Genomic DNA, 18,882 nt, shown 5'->3' on the forward strand with positions numbered 1-18,882 from the left:
CGGCCATGGACACCGACACGACGGAGGGACCGGGGACGGACCCCGGCCCCGGCCTGCCCGGAGGCGTCTCGATCGGCGGCGGCCAGTTCGTCAACGGGGCCGACCGGGAGCGCTCGCGCCCGGCCCACGAGTCGTGGAGCCTGCGCCGCCGGGTCACCAGCCTCCTGACGGTCGTCGCCGTCGTCCTGGTCGTGGCCGTGTCCGTCATCACGCTGGCCGCCCTCAACGCCCGCGACAACCTCGCCCTCCAGGTGGACTCCCTGACCCCGGCGGTCAGCTCCGTCGACCAGACCCACTCGTCCTACCTGAGCCAGGACCACGCCCTGCGCGGCTACATCCTCACTCAGGACCGGGACTTCCTGGAGCCCTACATCGCCTCCCAGCTGACGCTGGCGGAGAACCAGGCGGCCCTCTCCGAGCTGGCCGAGGAGAACCCGGAGGTCGAGTCCAACGTCGAGGACCTGCTCGCCGCGGGGCGGCTGTGGACCGACGAGTTCGCCGAGCCCGCGCTGGAGCAGGTGAGCAGCGGCCAGGAGATCTCCCGGGAGGACCTCCAGCGCGGCCGCATGCTGTTCCTCGACCTGTCCCGGATCGCCGACGCCACGACCCAGCAGCTCCAGAGCGAGATCGACCAGGCGCGGGAGGGGCTGACCCTGGCCACCCAGCAGGTCGTCGCCCTCCTGGTGCTGGTGGGGCTGGTCGTGGTCTTCCTGTCGGTGTTCCTGTGGGTGATGCTGCAGCAGTGGGTGCTGCGTCCCCTGGACGAACTGGCCGGGCACATGCGCCAGGTCTCGGAGGGCTACTACGCCCACCGCATCTCCCTGCACGGGCCGCCGGAGATCGTCCGGCTGGGCCGGGACGTCGACTCCATGCGCGAGCGCATCGTCCAGGACCTGGACGAGGTGGCGTCCGCGCGGCGCAAGCTCCAGGAGCAGTCCACGCTGCTGGAGCACCAGACCGAGGAGCTGCGCCGCTCCAACCTGGAGCTGGAGCAGTTCGCCTACGTCGCCTCCCACGACCTCCAGGAGCCGCTGCGCAAGGTGGCGAGCTTCTGCCAGCTGCTCCAGCGCCGCTACCAGGGGCAGCTCGACGAACGGGCCGACTCCTACATCGACTTCGCCGTCGAGGGCGCCAAGCGCATGCAGACCCTCATCAACGACCTGCTGGCGTTCTCCCGCGTCGGGCGGACCAGGAACTTCGCCTCGGTCAACCTGGACGCCGCCCTGGACGACGCCCTGAGCAGCCTGTCCACCCGCCTGGAGGAGGTGGGCGCCGAGGTCACCTGGGATCCGATGCCGACCGTGCAGGGCGACCGCACCCTGCTCACGCAGGTGTTCTTCAACCTGGTGGGCAACGCGGTCAAGTTCCGCGGCGACGAGGACCCGCGGGTCCACCTCGGCGTGGAGCGGCAGGGCGACGAGTGGGTGTTCTGCTGCGCCGACAACGGGATCGGGATCGAACCGCAGTACGCCGAGCGCATCTTCGTGATCTTCCAGCGGTTGCATACGAGGGAGAAGTACACGGGCACCGGCATCGGCCTGGCCATGTGCAAGAAGATCGTGGAGTTCCACGGGGGCAGGATCTGGCTCGACACCGGGTCCGGGAGCCCTGAGGGGGCCGAAACCTCCGGCGAAGGCGACTCCGGGCAGACCGGAACCCGCATATGCTGGTCCTTGCCCGCGGATTCCGAACACGAGGACGACACGGCGGCCCCGGAGAGGGGAACCGTCGGAGGCGTTCCCGTCGATATCGGAGACGAGGGCACCGAGGACGCCGAGGCCGACACCCCCGAGGCCTCGGTGCCGACGGCCGCACGACAGCCCACGGGCGACGGCGACACCGGAGCGGAGAGCACGGACGCGGACGACATGTCCGGGGACGGGCGACCCGCCCCGCCCGCCGCCGGTGGCGGTACGGTTCCCCCCGACCACGGGGTGGGGCCCTGAGTCAGGGGTCTGGAAGTTTGAGCGAGGTCATGTTGGTGCATCCCATCGAGGTGCTGCTGGTCGAGGACGATCCAGGGGACGTCCTGATGACCAAGGAGGCGTTCGAGGAACACAAGCTGGGCAACCGCCTGCACGTGGTCTCCGACGGCGTCGAGGCCCTCCGGTTCCTCCGCCGCGAGGGGGAGTTCGCCGACGCGCCCCGTCCGCACCTGATCCTCCTCGACCTCAACCTGCCCCGCAAGGACGGCCGGGAGGTGCTGGAGGAGGTCAAGAACGACGAGGACCTCGCGCACATCCCCGTCGTGGTGCTCACCACCTCCGAGGCCGAGGAGGACGTGCTGCGGAGCTACCGCCTGCACGCCAACGCCTACGTGCCCAAGCCGGTGGACTTCGACCAGTTCATCAAGGTGGTCCGCCAGATCGACGACTTCTTCGTCACCGTGGTGCGCCTGCCCAAGGGGTGACACCGGGGGACGGAGCGGACGCGCTGGAGGGGGAGCGGGTGGCGGCACCCGTTTTTCGTTACGGTTGGGGCATGAGCTTGCCGGAACCCCGTGATCCCGCCGGTCCCTACCGCGTCAGTGTGGTGTGCCTGGGCAACATCTGCCGGTCGCCCATGGCGGAGAAGGTCCTCACCGCCGACCTCGAACGCGCCGGACTGGGAGACCTCGTCGAGGTCGACAGCTCCGGCACCGGCCACTGGCACGTGGGCGGGGAGATGGATCCGCGCGCCGCGTCCACGCTGCGCGTGCACGGCTACCTGACCCACCACACCGCCCGCCAGTTCGACCCGTCCGACCTGGCCACACGCGACCTGGTCCTGGCCATGGACCTGGACAACCTCGACGAGGTCAGGCGCTTCGTCGACGAGTACGGCGACGAGCACGGCTTCGACATGTCGCGGCTGCGGCTCTACCGGTCCTTCGCGCCCGGCGGCGGTCCCAACCCGGAGGTGCCCGACCCCTACTATGGCGGCGACGACGGTTTCACCGCCGTCCTCAACATGGTGGAGGCCGCGGCCAAGGGCCTCACGAGCGAGCTCGTCACCCGGCTGCGGGGGTAGCGCGGGTGGAGGGGGAACCGATCGTGTGTGCCTTCGGCGGGGACGACGGCGAGGGGCCCCGGGAGGGCCGCCGCCGGGACCCCGTCCACGGCACCATGGCCGAGCGCCTGGCCACCCTGCTCGGCAGGGAGGTCGGGCGCGCCGCCCGCGCGGGCAGCAGCCACGACTGGGAGATCTCCTTCGCCGAGCTCACCGACGGCACCCGCCTCTTCGTCAAGTCCCTGGTGCGGGGAGCCCCGGCCAGCGGTGTGCTCGTCGCCGAGGCGTGCGGGCTCGACTGGCTGGGGCGCGCCTTCGGTTCGCCCGCCATCGAGGTCATGGCCTGGGACGACCGCCTGCTCGTCCTCCCGTGGGTCGAGCAGTGCGAGCCCACCGCCGGCGCGGCCGAGCGCCTGGGCCGCAGGCTCGCGGGCACCCACCTCACCGGCGCCGACCGCTTCGGGGCCGACTGGCCGGGCTACGTGGGCCCCCTCCCCCTGGACAACACCCCCTCCTACGACTGGCCGCGCTTCTACGCCGAGCAGCGGCTCCGCCCCTACCTGCGCCAGGCCCTCGACCAGGGCGGGCTCACCCCCGGGGACGGCCGCACCGTGGAGAAGGTCGTGGACTCGGTCGCGGACCTGGCGGGCGACCCCGAGCCGCCCTCCCGCATCCACGGGGACCTGTGGAGCGGCAACGTGCTGTGGGGGGACCGGGACGCGGTGCTGATCGACCCGGCGGCCCACGGGGGGCACCGGGAGGCCGACCTCGCCATGCTCGCGCTGTTCGGGCTGCCCTACCTGGAACGGGTGAGGGACGCCTACAACGAGGTGGCGCCCCTGGCCGACGGGTGGCGCTCCCGCGTCGCCCTGCACCAGCTGCACCCGCTGCTCGTGCACGTGTGCCTGTTCGGAGCCGCCTACCGGACGACGACCCTGGAGACGGCGCGGGCCGCCCTGCGGGGCGGTTGAGGGCCGGAGCCCGGGCAGCCGCGGCCCCGCGGGCACCGCCCCCGCGGACGGCGCCCGCGGGGGCGCGGCGCCCGTCAGCCCTTGACGCTGCCCGCGAGCAGGCCGCGCACGAAGTAGCGCTGGAGCAGGAAGAACACGGTCAGCGGCACGACCATCGACACGAAGGCGCCCGCGGTGAGCCGGTGCCAGGCCTCCCCGCGCGTTCCGGCCAGCTCCGCGAGCCGGACGGTCAGCGGCGCGGTCGCCGTGTCCCCGCCGGTGAAGATCAGGGCCACCAGCAGGTCGTTCCACACCCACAGGAACTGGAAGATCCCCAGCGAGACCAGGGCCGGGGTGATGAGCGGGAGCACGATCCGCAGGAAGATCCGGCCGTGGCCCGCCCCGTCCACCCTGGCCGCCTCGAACAGCGACCTCGGCAGCTGCGAGATGAAGTTGTGCAGCAGGAACACGCCCAGCGGCAGCCCGAAGACCGCGTGCGCCACCCACACGTTCGTGAACGCCATCGCCCCGGTCAGCTCCCACGCGGGCAGCACCTGGACGCCGCCGACCGCGACCCCCTGCGAGAAGAACCGCAGCATCGGCACCAGCGACATCTGCAACGGGACGATCTGGAGGGCGAAGATGCCCAGGAAGAGCCAGTCCCGGCCGCGGAAGTCGATCCACGCCAGCGCGTACGCGGCGAGCGCGGCCACGCCCAGCACGAACACCGTGGAGGGGAGGGTGATGACGAACGAGTTCACCAGGTGGCTGGCGAGCCGTCCGTCGTTCGCGGAGCCGAACAGCACGTCGCGGTAGTTGTCCAGGGTCACGTCGGGGGAGGACAGGAACGTCCACCACCCGGTCGTGCGGATCTGCTCGGCCGGGCGGAACGAGGAGATGAGCAGGCCCGCCGTGGGCACCGTCCACACCACCGCGATCACGAGCGCGGCCAGGCCCGCGGCCGAGCCGCTGAGCCTGCGGCGCACCCGGGCGGCGGCGCCGGAGGGCTGGGGCCCCCGATCGCCCCGGGGGCCGCGCCCCGCTCCGGCGCCCGTCGGGCCGCCCGGGCGCGGGGGGTTCTTCGTCGGGGTCATGAGAGCTCCCTCGCCTTGCGGGTGCGGCGGATCTGCAGCACCACCAGCGGGACGACCAGGACGAAGAGGAACACCGCGAGCGCGGACCCCTGGCCGGTCTGTCCCTGTTGGAAGGCCTGGCTGTACATCTCGTTCGCGATCACGCTGGTGCCGTAGTTGCCGCCGGTCATGGTGCGGACGATGTCGAAGACCTTCAGGGTCTGGACGGTGATGGTGACGAGCACGACCAGTACGGTCGGCCACACCGAGGGCAGGGTGATCCGGGTGAACAGCTGCCACGCGCCCGCGCCGTCGATGCGCGCGGCCTCGACCGTCTCGGAGGGGATGGCCTTGATGGCCGCGGACAGCACGACCATCGCGAACCCGGCCTGGACCCAGATCAGCACCAGGATCAGCAGGAAGGTGTTGAGGGGCTGTTCGAGCAGCCACAGCCGCGGTTCGCCGCCCAGCCACACGACGATCTGGTTGAACAGGCCGTACTGCTCCTGGTCGGCGGGCCGGTAGGCGAAGACGAACCGCCAGATGATGCTCGCGCCGACGAACGAGATCGCCATCGGCATGAACACGAGGGACTTGGCGACCGACTCGAACCGGGAGCGGTCGATGAGCACCGCGTAGAGCAGGCCGATGGCGGTGGCCAGGACGGGGGCGAACACCACCCACAGGAGGGTGTTGCGCAGGACGAGGAGGATCTCCGGGCGCTGGAACATCCACACGTAGTTGGCCAGGCCCACGAACTCCTCCCCGGAGCGGTCGTGGAAGGACAGCACGGTGGTGCGCAGTGCCGGGTAGACCAGGCCTCCGACGAGGAGGACCAGCGCCGGCGCGAGGAAGAGGAACGCCTGCCAGCGGTCGCGCCGGGTCCGGGGCACGTCCACGAGGACGAGCAGGAGCCCGATGGCGGCCAGGAAGGAGGCGATCCCGATGAGCATCCACACGATCTTGGGAAGCTCGGACAGGAACGAGTACTCCATGGAGACCCCTTGTCGGTACCAGGAGGTGTGACGGGGTCCGGCGGGACCGTGCCGGACCCCGTGCGGGGGTGGGGGAGGGGGTTACGGCCAGGCGGACTCGACGGTCTCCAGGACGTCTCCGGTGGAGCTGCCGGTGATCCAGTCGATGATGCCGGTCCAGAACACGTTGGTACCGACGGACGAGGGCATCGCGTCGCTGGCGTCGAAGTGGAAGACGGTGTCGGGGTCGTTGAGGACCTCGGCGGTGAACTGGTCCGTGGGGTCGGCCAGGTTGGCCGGGTCCAGGTCCTGGTGGGCGGAGACCCACGAGCCCAGGGAGGCGCGGCTGTTCGCGAAGTCGCCGGAGGACAGGTACTCGTGCATGGCCACGACCTCGGGCCGGTCGTCGAAGGCCACGACGAACTCGCCGCCGCCCATGATGGGCACCTCCGTGCCCGCCTCCATGGGGGGCAGGACGAACCCGTAGACGTCGCCGTCCTCGCCGACCTCGACGTCGTCCTCGAACTGGGCGCCGTAGAACGAGCCCATCAGGTACATGGCGCAGCCGCCGTCGAGCAGCGGGAGCCCGGCCTCCTGGAAGGACGTGACGGCGATGCTGTCCACGCCGCCGAAGGTGCCGTTGACGTAGTCCTCGTTGCGGATGATCCCATCGGCCAGGTCGAAGGCCTCCTCGACCTCGGGCGCGTCGAAGGGGATGTCGTGGGCGATCCACTCGTGGTAGGCGTCGGTGCCCGAGGTGCGCAGGAGCGCGTTCTCGATCCAGTCGGTGCCGGGCCAGCCGGTGGCGTCGCCGGACTCGAAGCCCACGCACCACGGCTTGGTGCCGGACTCGGCGATGGTGTCGCTGAGTTCGAGCATCTCGTCCCACGTCTGGGGGATCTCGTGGCCGTTGTCGGCGAAGTACGTCGGCGAGTACCAGACCATCGACTTCATGTTGGCGCCCAGGGGGGAGCCGTAGAGGTCGCCGTCGACGGTGGCGTAGCCCTGCCAGTCCTCGCTCCAGCCGGCCTCGACGTTCTCGCGGACACCGTCGGAGACCGGGACGGCGTGGCCGTCGGCGGCGGCTCGCTGGAGCAGGCCGGGCTGGGGGATGAAGGCCAGGTCGGGGGCGTTGCCGCCGTCGAGGCGGATGGGCAGCTGGGCCTCGAACTCCCCGCTTCCCTCGTACTGGACGGTGATCCCGGTGCAGGCGGCGAACTCGGCCCAGGACTCCTCCAGGAGGTCGCCCTCCATGTCGCGGATGGAGGCGTAGACGTCGACGGTGCCCCCGGTGTCGGCCCACTGCTCGTAGGGGGAGCAGTCGAGGTCGGAGGTGTCGACGGTCCCGCCGCCGCCCTCGCCGCTGAGGAATCCGCACCCGGAGGCGACGAGGAGGACGGTTCCGGCCGCGGCCGCCGCGGCCAGGTGGCGGCGGACCCTGGGGTCTGGTCTCGGCATGGGGGTGGTTCTCCCTCGGTCATCTGACGGGGGCGCCGCCGGTCCGGCGCCGCCCCCGGGGGGTCGTGTGACCCATGGCATACCTGGAAGAGATGCAAGCCCCCTTCTCTGCAAATGTCTACATATTTTGCAAAACCTTTCGTAACAATGGCGAAACATGCTGTTCGGAGGGGGCACGCCGGTTTCCCGCCGGGCGAGGCCCTAGATTGGGGACATGGCTGACGCACCCCATGGACCGGACCGGGGAACGCCGGGGAACGGCGCCCCAGGGCACGACGGGCCCGAGCTGCACGTCGCCCTCATCGGCTACGGCAAGGGCGGGGAGGTCTTCCACGCGCCCCTCGTCGACGCGGTCCCGGGGCTGCGGCTGTCCGCCGTCGTCACCGGCGACCCGGGCCGCCGGAGCGCGGTCCAGGCGCGGTACCCGGGGGTCACCGTCTACTCCGCCGTCGCCGATCTGTGGGCCGACGCCGACCGGTACGAGATCGCCGTCGTCACCACGCCCAACGACACCCACGCGCCCCTCGCCCGTGCGGCGCTGGAGGCCGGGATGGCCGTCGTGGTCGACAAGCCCTTCGCGCTCACCGCGCGGCAGGCGCGTGAGCTCACCGACCTGGCGGACAAGCTCGACCGGGTGCTCACCGTCTACCAGAACCGCCGGTGGGACGCCGACTTCCTCACCCTGTGGAACCTGATCGAGGACGGCGCCCTGGGCCGCGTGCACCGGTTCGAGTCGCGGTTCGAGCGCTGGCGGCCCCGGCCGAAGGGGACCTGGCGGGAGGCCGGCGGGGTGGAGGCCGGGGCGGGCCTGCTCTACGACCTGGGGCCGCACCTCATCGACCAGGCGGTCAACCTGTTCGGCCCGGTCGGTTCCGTCTACGCCGAGGTCGACGCCCTCCGCGAGGGGGTCGGCGCCGACGACGACGTGTTCCTCGCGCTCGAACACGTCCGGGGCACGCGCTCCCACCTGTGGATGGGCGCGCTCACCGGCCAGGGCGGACCGCGCTTCCGGGTGCTGGGCGACCACGGGGCCTTCACCAGCCACGGCATGGACGGGCAGGAGGCCAGGCTGGCGGCGGGCGAGCGGCCCGACGCCCCCGACTGGGGCGTGGTCCCCGAGGAGCGGTGGGGCGTGCTCGGGGTGGACGGGGACACCCGCCGCGTGCCGTCGGCGCGCGGGGCCTACCCGGAGTTCTACGCGGGCGTGCGCGACGCGGTCGGCGAGGGGGAGCCCCTGCCGGTGGACCTGCACGAGGTCGTCCACGGCCTGGAGGTCATCGAGGCGGCGAGGCGCAGCGCCCGCACCCGCGCGGTCGTCGCCCTCTAGGGCGGACGCGGGCGGGCGCCGGGGGGACGGGATCCGGCGGAGAGGGGGAGGGGCTGCGCCCCCCGCCCCGGGAGGTGCGGACGGCGGACCGGGTCCCCCGGCGGCGTCCCGGGCCTGCGGCGCCTCCCCGTGGCCCTATGTTGGGGGGAGGTTGCCCCAGGGTTTCGTCCCGAAGACCGAAGGAGACGTGTCGTGGCCCAGGTCCTCGTGGTCGCAGACGACCTCACCGGCGCGAACGCCACCGGTGCCAGGTTCGCCCGGACCGGGATGCGCGTGGCCACGGTGACCCCGGAGCACGTGAGCCAGGTGGCCGGGGACTACGACGTGGTCGTGGCCAACCTCGACAGCCGGCACGTCCCCGCCGACCAGGCCGCCGACCTGGTCACCGACGTGGTCGAAGCCGTGTGGCCGGTGGGTCTGGTGGTCAAGCGCACCGATTCCACGCTGCGCGGCAACATCGGCGCCGAACTGGAGGCCGCCTACGACGCGGTCCGCGAGCGGGTGCCCGCGGGGACGCGGGTGCGGGTGCTGTTCAGCCCCGCCTTCCCGGCGTCCGGCCGGATCACCGAGGACGGCCTGCAACTGCTCCACGGGCTGCCGCTGGAACGCACGGAGCTGGCGGTGGACCCCCTCTTCCCCATGACGACCAGCGTGGTCGCGGACATCCTCGCCGCCCAGTGCGACCTCCCCGTGCGGCACGTCCCGGTCCGGCAGGTCACCCACGCGATGCTGACCTCGGAGCTCCTGGCCGGTGACGAGCCCGTCGTGGTCTGCGACGCGAGCACCGAGCAGCACCTCACCGACATCGCGGAGGCCGCCGCCGAGGCCCACCAGCGGGACGGGGTCGTGTGGGTGTCCGTCGACCCCGGGCCGACGGGCGCGCTGCTGGCGTACGCGCTGCGGCTGCGCGGCCAGGCGGGGTCGCGCGGACCGCTGCTCGGCGTGGTCGGCAGCACCACCGACCTGACCCGGCGGCAGCTGGCCACGGTGGCGCGCACGGGAGCGGTGCGCTTCGTGGACGTGGACGCGGTGGCCCTCGCCGACCCGGGGAGCGGGCACGGGGACGAGGTCGCCGCGGAGCTGACCGACCAGCTGACGTCCTCGGGGTTCCCGGAGCTGTGCGTGCTGAGGCTGGTCACCCCGGCCGAGCGGGTGCGGGGGATGCCCGCCCAGGCTCGGGCCGAACTGCCCGGCCGGATCGCCCGCCTGGTGGCCGACGTCGTCAACGACGTGGCCGACACCACGGGCGCCCACGCCCTGCCCAGCGGCCTCTACCTGACCGGGGGGGACCTCGTCGCGAGCCTGCTGGACGAGCTGGACGTGCACGCCTTCGACGTCGGCGGCGAGGTCGTGCCCCTGGCGGTGCACGGGCACCTCAGCGGAGGACCGCTGGACGGGACCCCGGCCGTGGCCAAGGGCGGCCTGGTGGGGGACGACATCACCCTCGTCGAGTGCCTGGCCAAGCTGCGGCGGGCCGTGCAGACGCGGCTGCACCAGGTGCACTCGGAGGTCTCGGAGCACGTGGTCCCGACCCTGTCCCGCGACCTCTGACCCGCCCGCCGGGGCTTTCGCTTCCTTCGACGACGGTTCCCGGCGTCCTCGCCCTGCTGGAGCGGGCGGGGGCTCCCCGGTTCGCCGCGGAGGCACGTCGGCACCTCCGGTGACGTGCAGAGGGGGTCGGGCCCGGTGCCGGGGCGCCATGCCTCAGGCGGCGAGCTCCGCCCGCAGGGCTTTCGTTTTTTTCGATTATGGGTAGTGTGGTCGTATGACGAGCACACTGCGCGAGCGGACGCTCCTTCCGCCGAACGACCGCTCCGAACTGGTGCGGTTCGCCAGGGGGCTGGCGGAACCGGGGACTGCCTCCCGTGCGCGCCTGGTCGGGCCCGACCGCTCCGAGCTGGAGATCCCGGACGAGCTCTACGGAGTCCTGCGCGATGTCGTGTCGGCTCTGTCCCAGGGCCTCGCGATCTCCATCGCCCCCCACAACACGATGCTGACCACGCAGGAGGCCGCCGAACTGCTAGGCGTCTCGCGGCCGACCCTCGTGCGCCTGCTCGAGGACGGGGAGATCCCCCACAGCATGAGGGGGCGCCACCGCCGGGTCCTGCTCCGAGACGTGCTGGAGTACCAGGAGGCCACCCGGAGGGAACGCGAACGGGTCCTGGACGAGATGGCGGCGGACGCCGAGGAGGCCGGGCTCTACGATGTGACCCCGACCCCCCAGAACACCAGGTGAGAACGGTCAGCCATGGCCTTTCCCGCCTTCGTCGACACCTGTGTGCTCTATCCGGCCTACCTCTGCGACACCCTTCTCCGGCTCGCCGTGGCCGGGGCCTACCGCCCCCTGTGGTCGGCCGACGTCCTCGAGGAGCTCGGCCGGAACCTGGTTCTGCGCGGTATCGCTCCGGAGAGGGTGGACCGCAGGATCGACCAGATGAACCGCGCCTTTCCCGACGCGATGGTGCGCGGCTACGAGACGCTCGTCGCCGGTATGGAGAACGACCCGAAGGACAGGCACGTCCTCGCCGCCGTGGTCCGTGCCAACGCCGAGGCCGTCGTCACCTTCAACCTCCGGGACTTCCCCGAACCCGCGCTGAAGCCGTACGACCTGGTCGCCCTGCATCCCGACGAGTTCCTGCTCGACCAGCTCGACCTCCATCCGGGCCTGACGCTCGACGTACTGGAGGCGCAGGCCGCCTCCTACCGGAGGGAGCCGACGACGGTTCCCGGCGTCCTCGCCCTGCTGGAGCGGGCGGGGGCTCCCCGGTTCGCCGCGGAGGCACGTCGGCACCTCCGGTGACGTGCAGAGGGGGTCGGGCCCGGTCCCGGGGCGCCGTGCCTCAGGCGGCGAGCTCCGCCCGCAGGTGGTCGACGGCGAGCTTCTCCAGCAGGTCGGACAGGACGCGCGGGTTCTCCAGCGGGCCCATGTGGCCGGTGCCGGGGACCTCCCGCACCTCCTCGCAGTTCGGGAGCAGCCCGGCGATGTGGTGCGCGTGCCACGGAGGGGTCAGCTTGTCCTGCGTGCCCACCACCACGACGGTGGGCGCCGAGATCCGCCGCGCCGTGTCGTCCAGCTCCAGCCCGCTCATCACCCCGCCCCACCGGCCGCGCGGCACGCCGCCGCACGCGTGCACCAGCCTCGCGCACAGCCTCACCGTGCGCGGGTCCGCCTCCTTGCCCATCACCAGGAACTTCAGCGCCCGCGCGCTTACGGCGTTGGCCGGGCCCAGGGGGAGCGGAGCCTGGAGGAACGCCCTCGCGCCCAGCGCGCCCAGCGGGCCGGGCAGCGGGATGGCGGTGGAGCGCTTCGGCAGCTGGGTGCACCCGGTGTTGGTGAGCAGCACGGCCCCCGCCCTGTCCCGGAACACCCGGCGGTCCCCGGCGGCCATGATCGTCATCCCGCCCATGCTGTGCCCGGCGACCACGGCCCGGCGCCCCTCGGGGACGGTCGCCTCCAGCACGGCGCACAGGTCGTCGGCCAGTTTGTCCGTGCTGTACCCGGCCCGGGTCAGGGGCGTCTGCGAGCGGCCGTGTCCGCGCTGGTCGTAGAGCACCACGCGCAGGTTCGGGTCCAGCTCGCGCACCACCGGCCCCCACGAGGCCAGCGACGTCGCCCAGCAGTGGGCGAGGACCAGGGTCGGCCCGTCCTCGGGGCCGCGGACCTCGGCGTGCAGCAGCGTGCCGTCGGCGGAGCGGACCTGGAGTTCGCGGGCGCGGCCCACGTGTCGGATGGCCATCGGGGTTGCCTCTCGCTCTGGGGGTGCTCAGGGGTGCCGTCCCGGGGCGGGGACGGGACGGCGGTCGCGCCGCGGGGGTGTCCCCCGGGTCGGCGCGTGGCCCGGGGGGACGTTCGGGGGGTCAGGCGTCGAGCTCGTCGACGTCGATCCGGGGGACCGCGAAGGGAGGGGAGCCCGCCCCGTTGACCGGGTGGCCTCCCCACAGGTTGGGTTCGCCCAGGGCGCCGGTGCCCTCGAACCCGTCCGGCGTGCGGACCACGACGGTGCGCGCGCCCTCCCGGAAGGCCGAGGTCACCTCGGGGCTCGCGGACAGGCGGCCCCGCCACCGGTAGTCGCCGGTCAGGGGCGAGAAGTTGCCCGCGAGGTGGGCGTCCACCTCGACGGCGGCGCCGTCCTCCCCGTCGGACGGACCGGGCAGCACGACCGTGACCGTGCCCCGGTACTCCTCCTCGTCATCACCGAACCCGCTCATCGGCCCTCCTTCCCCCTCTCCTTCTCGTTCCGCCGACCGCCGGCCCCCGGGCCGCGACGGCAGGGCGGCGGGCGCCGCGCGTGCGAGCGCGGTCCACCCGCAGGTCGTAGTTGTGCGGGTCGAACCAGCGGGTGCGCAGCGCGAAGTCCCACGTGAAGGTGGGCCACAGCGTCGTGTTGCGCCCCTCCTCGTTCAGGTACCAGCTGTCGCAGCCGCCGGACACCCACACGGTGCCCTCCATGGACTCGTCCACCATGTCGTTGTAGGCCCTCTCCGCCTCCGGGCGCGCGTCCAACCGGTCGAGCCCGTGCTTGCAGAGGTACTTGAGCGCCTCCATCGTGTACCGGATCTGCGCCTCGATCATGAACACCTGGGAGGTGTGCCCCAGCCCGGTGTTCGGCCCGGCCAGCACGAAGGCGTTGGGGAAGCCGGCGACCGTGGTGCCCCGGAACGCCCGCACGTCGGAGCCCCAGTGCTCGGCCAGGGAGCGGCCCTCCGCGTCGAGGATGCGCTGGGCGATCGGCGGGTCGGTGACGTGGAAGCCGGTGCCGAGGATGACGGTGTCGACCTCGTGCTCGGTCTCGCGGCCCGAGGCGTCCCGGGTGACGACCGCGTGGGGGCGGATCTCCGTGATGCCGTCGGTCACCACGTCGACGTTGGGCCTGGCCAGCGCCGGGTAGTAGTCGTTGGACATCAGGATGCGCTTGCAGCCCGCCCGGAAGTCCGGGGTGAGCTTGGCCCGCAGCACGGGGTCCTTGACGCTGCGGGCGATGTTGGCCCTGCCGAGCCGCTCCACGACGGTGAGCAGCCTCGGGTTCTTGGCGAAGCCGAGGATGTAGGTCTCCCGACCCCAGTAGATGCTCTTGCGCGCGATCTGCTGGGTGACCGGGAAGGTCCGGTACAGCCAGCTCTCGACCCTGGTGATGTCGCGGTCGTGGCGGAACATCACCCACGGGGCGGTCCGCTGGAACAGTGTCAGGGCGCCGACCTCCGGCTGGATCCGGGGGACGAACTGGATGGCCGACGCCCCGGTGCCGATCACCGCGACCCTCCGGCCGGCGAGGTCGTGGCCGTGGTCCCACTCCGCGGAGTGGAACAGCTTGCCCTCGAACGAGTCCAGGCCCTTGATGTCGGGGTAGGACGGGTCGGCGAGGGGGCCGGCCCCGCTCACCAGGAACTGGGCGGTCACCGTGCCGCCGTCGGTCGTGATCCGCCAGCGGTTGCCGTCGGGCTCCCACCGCGCGGAGCGCACGTCGCTGCCGTAGCGCACGTGCCGGTCCACGCCGTACTCCCCGGCCACCCGCTTCATGTACTCCCAGATCTCGGGCTGGGGGGAGAACGTGCGGCTCCAGTGCGGGTTGGGCGCGAACGAGAACGAGTACAGGTGGGAGGGGACGTCGCAGGCGGCGCCCGGGTAGTCGTTGTCGCGCCAGGTGCCGCCGACGTCGTCGGCGCGCTCCAGGACCACGAAGTCGTCCAGACCGGCCTGCTTGAGCCGGACGGCCATGCCGAGGCCGGCGAATCCCGACCCGATGACGGCCACCCGGAAGTGCGGGGGTGCTTCGGTCACGTTCTGGTCCCTTCGTGCGAACCGGCCCGGGGTGGTGCCTCCCGAGGCGGGGGTGTGGCCCCCGGGGACGTGGCGCGTACGCCCCCGGGGGAGTCGCCGCCCGGAGGCGAGGCGCGTTCGCCTCCGGGAGGTGCGGCTCCCGGGGGCGTGGCGCGTTTCGCCCCCGGGAGGTCGGGGCCGCCGCCGGAAGACGTGGCGCGTCTCGTCTTCCGGCGGCGGGTCTGTGGGGCCGGGGAGCGGCCGCGGTGCGCGGTGGTCCGACGGCGGCGGGGAGGGGTCCCGCGGAGGGACGCCCCCGGGGAGCGGGCCGTGCGGGCGGTCCCGCGGGGCGCTTCAGCCGAGGAGCCCGGCCTTGCGCCAGAAGTACCGCCCCAGTCCGGTGATGGCCCCGGCGGTGCCCAGGGTGCCGACCACCTTGCGCGCGGCCCAGGTCTTGGTGCCGATCCAGTGCGGGTTCTTCCGGGCGACCTCGTAGGCCTCCTTCGGGTCGAGCCCCACCTGCGCGTACACCTTGGGGTTGATCAGCCGGGTGGCGGAGTAGTAGGTCACCAGTCCGAGGACGATGCGGCTGTAGGCCCGGTTGAGGGGGCCGCGGGTGACCCAGTCGCGCTGGAACTCCTCGCGGGCGTAGCGCATGTGCCGCGCCTCCTCCACCACGTGGATGCGGGCGACCGAGCGCACCAGGGGGAGGATCTGCTCGTCCGGCACGGCCTCGCGCTGGAGCTGGTCGAGCACCTCCTCGACGAACAGCGCCCCCGCGAAGATCAGCGGGCCGTGCGCGATGGCCTTGAAGACGCGGCCCAGGTGGTAGGTGACCGGGTCCAGCCGGTGCGCCTCCCAGCCGAGCTTCTGCACCATCTTGGCGAACATGACGGTGTGGCGGCACTCGTCGGCGATCTCGGTGTAGGCGTACTGGACGTGGTTGGTGGTGGGGTCGTTGTGGTAGGCGTGGCGCACGAGCATCTGCATCAGGATCGTCTCGAACCAGATGCCGATGGTCGCGACGCTGGCCACCTCCAGGCGTGAGAGCTCCTTGCGCTCGGCGTCGGAGAGCCGGTCCCACAGGTACGTCCCGTAGAGGGAGATCCGCTCGGGGCGGATGGCCCACATGCCGGGGTCGACGGGGGCGTCCCAGTCGATCTCGACGAGCGGGTCGAAGGAGGCCTTCGCCGATCCGCGCAGCAGGCGCTTGGCGATGTCCTCCCGGTCGGTGAGCCGGGGCCCGGCCGTGGTCTCCGCAGTCATCTGGTCCCTCCTCAGGACGCGTTCTGGGTGGCGGGGCCGCCGTGGCGTGCGTGGAGGCCCCGGGCGATCTCCGCCCCGTCGAAGGCGCCGTCCGCGAGCAGCAGGCCGAGCTGGAGCGAGACGATCTGCTCGGTGGCGCCGGGGAAGTGCCTGGTCAGGTGCAGGGCAGCGGTGCCCAGGGCGGTGGAGGCCACGTCGCGCGGTGCGCGCCGGGCGGCGGCGGCCCGGACGACGGCCATCACCGTGTCCCGCGTCCGCTCGGCGGGGACGAGGCCGTCCAGGGAGGCACCGGTGGCCCGGGAGCTGTCGTGGATGGGGGTGTCGACGTAGCCGGGGAACACGGTCGTCACGCCGACGTGGGTCCCGTACTCGGCGCGGAGGCAGTCGGCGTAGGCGGCGACCGCGCGCTTGGAGACCGTGTAGGCGCCCGCCAGCGGGAGCTGGAGGTTGGCCAGCAGCGACGACGTGACGACGATCCGCCCCCTGCTCTCGAGCAGGGAGGGCATCGCGGCCGCGGTCACCCGCCAGGTGCCCAGGAGGTTGACCTCCAGCGCCTGGTGGGCGGGGGAGCCGGGGGCGTGGCCGATGTCCACGGAGGGGCCGACGCCCGCGTAGTGGACGAGCAGGTCCAGGCGTCCGCCGAGCTGTTCGACGGCCTCCGCGACGCCGTCCCGCACCTGCCCGTCGTCGGTGACGTCGCAGCCGATGACGCCGGGGGAGGGCTTGCGGTCGATGCCGACGACGTTCACACCGAGGTGGCGGAGGACGGCCACGGTGGCGCTGCCGAAGGCTCCCGAGGCGCCGGTGACGACGGCGTTCCGGCCGGGCAGCCGGCGCAGGTGGCGCGGCGAGGGGGGCGTCATGTGATCTCCTCCACAGTCATTGCGGGAACGTTACAACGAGCATTGTCACAATGCAATGGGTTGAGATGGGAAATTTACTCGCGAGTAGGTTCGGTGCCTGCCGGTGCCCGCGGCTCCGAGGCCGCGGACGCCGGCCGGGTGCCGCTCCCGGCCGCGGCGGTGCGGGGGCGCCGGGGACGGGAGGGACGGAGGGGGAAGGGCAGAGGGGGAGGGGGCGGGCGCCGTCAGCGCCCGAGCAGCCCCGCCCTGCGCCAGAAGTACGCGCCGGGGCCGGAGATCGCCCCGGCGGAGCCGAGCGTCCTCACGGCCTTGCGCGACAGATGGGTCTTGCTGTCGATGAAGCGGGGGTTGCGCCGGGCCGCCCGCGCGGCCTCCCGGGGATCGAGGCCGAGCTGCGCGTAGACCTTCCTGTGCACCAGCCGGGTGGCGGAGTAGTAGGTCACCAGTCCGAGGACGACGCGGCTGTAGGCCCGGTCGAGGGGGCCGCGGGCGGCCCAGTCCCGGTGGAACTCCTCGCGGGCGTAGCGGATGTGCCTGGCCTCCTCGATCACGTGGATGCGGGAGGTGGCGCGGACCACGGGCTCGATCTCCTCGTCGCCGATCATCTCCCGCTGGAGCTGGTCGAGGATCTCCTCGACGAACAGCGCGCCGCCGAAGATCAGCGGGCCGTGGGCGAGGGCCTTGAAGACCCGGCCGAGGAAGTGCGCGGCGGGGTCGAGCCGGTGGGCGCGGGACCCCAGCTTCCCGACCGCCCTGGCGAACATGACGGTGTGGCGGCACTCGTCGGCGATCTCGGTGTAGGCGTACTGGACGTGGTTGGTGGTGGGGTCGTTGTGGTAGGCGTGGCGCACGAGCATCTGCATCAGGATCGTCTCGAACCAGATGCCGGTGGCCATGGTGCTGGCCATCTCCAGGCGGCTGAGCCTGCGCCGCTCGGCGTCGGTCAGCCGGTCCCACAGGTGGGTGCCGTAGAGGGAGACCCGTTCGGGCCGCATCCCCCAGAGGTCCTCGACGGGGGCGTCCCAGTCGATCTCGACGAGCGGGTCGAAGGAGGCCCTCGCCGATCCGCGCAGCAGGCGCCTGGCGATGTCCTCCCGGTCGGTGAGCCGGGGTGTCTTCGCGGTGTGTCCGGACACGTGGTCCCTCCTCGAAGGAGCGCGGGGCGGGGGCCCGCAGGGGGCGGCGGGGGCGTCGCGACGGGCGGGCGTGTGACGCCCCTCACTCCTGTTTCGGAAACGTTACAATGCTCGTTGTCATGGTGCAATGGCCCGGAGGCGCGGATTTACTGACGGGTAACCTTCGGGAAGGTCTCTAGGCTGGACCCATGGCCGAATACCGCATTGACGAACTCGCCCGGCTTGCCGACACGACCGTCCGCAACGTCCGGGTGTACCAGGACCGAGGTCTGCTCGCTCCTCCCCGCAGGGAGGGCCGCGTGGGCATCTACTCCGAGGCCCACCTGGCACGCCTGCGGCTCATCGGCCAGCTGCTGCGGCGGGGCTACACGTTCGCCAACATCGGTGAGATGTTCCGGGTCTGGGAGCGCGGCGGCGACCTCTCCGACATCCTCGGCTTCGAGTCGGCCATAGGGGACGCCTGGAGCGACGAGATAGCCGACTACGTCACGCTCGGGGAACTCCGGGACCTCTTCGGCAAGGGTGTGACGCCCAAGACCATAAAGCGCGCCCTCGACCTGCGTGTCCTCGAACGCGACGGCCTGCGCTTCAGGGTCCCCAGCCCCCGGCTGCTGCACGCGGGCGTCGAGCTCGTCAAGCTCGGCATGAGCGTGGGCTCGGTCCTGGACATAGCCGAGAACCTGCGCGACAAGGTCGGCGGCGTCGCCGAGCACATGGTCCGCCTGGTCTCCGAGCACATCATCGCCGAACACGCCCCCGGCACGGTCGTCCGCAGCGAGGAGACCGCCGAGATGGCCGAACTCATCCGGCGCGTGCGCCCGCTCGCGCAGCAGGCCGTGGACGCGGTCCTCGCCCAGGCGATGGCGGAGAACCTCACCACCGTCATGGGCGAGCACTTCGCCTTGGCGATGGAGCACCTGGAGCGGGAGCAGGGGGGCCATCCGCGGGCGGAGGGCCTGACGGGCCCCTCCTGAGGGTCCGCTCCCAGGCAGCCCGCGCCCCCGCACCCTTCCCGGCCCCCCGACGCACCTCCGATCCCCCGCCCCCGACGCACCCCCCCGGCCCCGGGCGGGGCGCCCCCCACGCCGC

18 protein-coding genes are annotated in these 18,882 nt (G+C 72.4%); 9 read left to right on the top strand and 9 right to left on the bottom strand.

Going from position 1 to position 18,882, the window contains the following annotated elements; genetic code table 11:
- The first annotated feature begins 5 nt into the window (after nt 1–5).
- The 4 genes from ACFQBR_RS24780 to ACFQBR_RS24795 all read left to right on the top strand — a co-directional run bounded on the left by ACFQBR_RS24780 (nt 6) and on the right by ACFQBR_RS24795 (nt 3,959).
- Nucleotides 6–1,946, top strand: a complete 1,941-nt coding sequence (locus ACFQBR_RS24780; RefSeq protein WP_344178251.1) for an ATP-binding protein — start codon at nt 6–8, stop codon at nt 1,944–1,946.
- 29 nt (nt 1,947–1,975) lie between these two features.
- Nucleotides 1,976–2,410, top strand: coding sequence for a response regulator (locus ACFQBR_RS24785; protein WP_267946228.1), 435 nt, complete (start codon nt 1,976–1,978; stop codon nt 2,408–2,410).
- 71 nt (nt 2,411–2,481) lie between these two features.
- Nucleotides 2,482–3,009, top strand: a complete 528-nt coding sequence (locus ACFQBR_RS24790; protein WP_330159533.1) for a low molecular weight protein-tyrosine-phosphatase — start codon at nt 2,482–2,484, stop codon at nt 3,007–3,009.
- Between the two features lie 5 nt (nt 3,010–3,014).
- Nucleotides 3,015–3,959 carry a fructosamine kinase family protein gene (locus tag ACFQBR_RS24795; RefSeq protein WP_344178253.1) on the top strand — a complete coding sequence of 315 codons (945 nt, stop codon included), beginning with the start codon at nt 3,015–3,017 and terminating at the stop codon, nt 3,957–3,959.
- 74 nt (nt 3,960–4,033) lie between these two features.
- Here the strand turns inward: ACFQBR_RS24795 and ACFQBR_RS24800 are convergent, their stop codons facing one another.
- The 3 genes from ACFQBR_RS24800 to ACFQBR_RS24810 all read right to left on the bottom strand — a co-directional run bounded on the left by ACFQBR_RS24800 (nt 4,034) and on the right by ACFQBR_RS24810 (nt 7,443).
- The gene (locus tag ACFQBR_RS24800) at nt 4,034–5,032 is read right to left on the bottom strand and encodes a carbohydrate ABC transporter permease (protein WP_344178255.1); all 999 of its coding nucleotides are present in this window, start codon (nt 5,030–5,032) and stop codon (nt 4,034–4,036) included.
- Entirely contained in the window at nt 5,029–6,006 is a 978-nt protein-coding gene (locus tag ACFQBR_RS24805) for a carbohydrate ABC transporter permease (protein WP_267946224.1), read from the bottom strand. Before ACFQBR_RS24805 ends, ACFQBR_RS24800 begins: the two co-directional genes overlap by 4 nt.
- Before the next feature lie 81 nt (nt 6,007–6,087).
- The gene (locus ACFQBR_RS24810; RefSeq protein WP_267946223.1) at nt 6,088–7,443 is read right to left on the bottom strand and encodes an ABC transporter substrate-binding protein; all 1,356 of its coding nucleotides are present in this window, start codon (nt 7,441–7,443) and stop codon (nt 6,088–6,090) included.
- Nucleotides 7,444–7,657: 214 nt separating this feature from the next.
- Between ACFQBR_RS24810 and ACFQBR_RS24815 the strand changes: the two genes are divergently transcribed.
- The 4 genes from ACFQBR_RS24815 to ACFQBR_RS24830 all read left to right on the top strand — a co-directional run bounded on the left by ACFQBR_RS24815 (nt 7,658) and on the right by ACFQBR_RS24830 (nt 11,570).
- Complete coding sequence (locus ACFQBR_RS24815; RefSeq protein WP_267946222.1) at nt 7,658–8,770, top strand: Gfo/Idh/MocA family oxidoreductase; 1,113 nt, start codon at nt 7,658–7,660, stop codon at nt 8,768–8,770.
- 192 nt (nt 8,771–8,962) lie between these two features.
- The gene (locus ACFQBR_RS24820; protein WP_344178260.1) at nt 8,963–10,321 is read left to right on the top strand and encodes a four-carbon acid sugar kinase family protein; all 1,359 of its coding nucleotides are present in this window, start codon (nt 8,963–8,965) and stop codon (nt 10,319–10,321) included.
- Nucleotides 10,322–10,535: 214 nt separating this feature from the next.
- Nucleotides 10,536–11,006 (top strand): helix-turn-helix domain-containing protein, encoded by a 471-nt coding sequence (locus tag ACFQBR_RS24825; protein ID WP_344178262.1) that lies wholly within the window; start codon nt 10,536–10,538, stop codon nt 11,004–11,006.
- A gap of 12 nt (nt 11,007–11,018) precedes the next feature.
- The gene (locus ACFQBR_RS24830) at nt 11,019–11,570 is read left to right on the top strand and encodes a PIN domain-containing protein (protein ID WP_344178264.1); all 552 of its coding nucleotides are present in this window, start codon (nt 11,019–11,021) and stop codon (nt 11,568–11,570) included.
- 40 nt (nt 11,571–11,610) lie between these two features.
- Here the strand turns inward: ACFQBR_RS24830 and ACFQBR_RS24835 are convergent, their stop codons facing one another.
- From ACFQBR_RS24835 to ACFQBR_RS24860, 6 genes are all read right to left on the bottom strand, one after another.
- Nucleotides 11,611–12,507 (bottom strand): alpha/beta fold hydrolase, encoded by an 897-nt coding sequence (locus ACFQBR_RS24835; protein ID WP_267946220.1) that lies wholly within the window; start codon nt 12,505–12,507, stop codon nt 11,611–11,613.
- A gap of 121 nt (nt 12,508–12,628) precedes the next feature.
- Nucleotides 12,629–12,979, bottom strand: coding sequence for a DUF4873 domain-containing protein (locus ACFQBR_RS24840; protein ID WP_267946219.1), 351 nt, complete (start codon nt 12,977–12,979; stop codon nt 12,629–12,631).
- The gene (locus ACFQBR_RS24845; RefSeq protein WP_344178268.1) at nt 12,963–14,549 is read right to left on the bottom strand and encodes a flavin-containing monooxygenase; all 1,587 of its coding nucleotides are present in this window, start codon (nt 14,547–14,549) and stop codon (nt 12,963–12,965) included. The genes ACFQBR_RS24840 and ACFQBR_RS24845 overlap by 17 nt, the downstream gene beginning before the upstream one ends.
- Before the next feature lie 333 nt (nt 14,550–14,882).
- Nucleotides 14,883–15,794, bottom strand: coding sequence for an AurF N-oxygenase family protein (locus tag ACFQBR_RS24850; protein WP_267946217.1), 912 nt, complete (start codon nt 15,792–15,794; stop codon nt 14,883–14,885).
- A gap of 11 nt (nt 15,795–15,805) precedes the next feature.
- Nucleotides 15,806–16,657 (bottom strand): SDR family NAD(P)-dependent oxidoreductase, encoded by an 852-nt coding sequence (locus ACFQBR_RS24855; RefSeq protein ID WP_267946216.1) that lies wholly within the window; start codon nt 16,655–16,657, stop codon nt 15,806–15,808.
- A gap of 224 nt (nt 16,658–16,881) precedes the next feature.
- Entirely contained in the window at nt 16,882–17,793 is a 912-nt protein-coding gene (locus tag ACFQBR_RS24860; RefSeq protein WP_344178271.1) for an AurF N-oxygenase family protein, read from the bottom strand.
- A gap of 188 nt (nt 17,794–17,981) precedes the next feature.
- Here ACFQBR_RS24860 and ACFQBR_RS24865 point away from each other — a divergent pair, with 188 nt between their 5' ends.
- Nucleotides 17,982–18,767: a MerR family transcriptional regulator gene (locus ACFQBR_RS24865; RefSeq protein WP_267946214.1), complete on the top strand. Its 786-nt coding sequence runs from the start codon at nt 17,982–17,984 to the stop codon at nt 18,765–18,767.
- The last annotated feature ends 115 nt before the right edge of the window (nt 18,768–18,882 follow it).

Source organism: Nocardiopsis tropica, assembly GCF_042660575.1.
In the GTDB taxonomy this organism is placed as follows: domain Bacteria; phylum Actinomycetota; class Actinomycetes; order Streptosporangiales; family Streptosporangiaceae; genus Nocardiopsis; species Nocardiopsis tropica.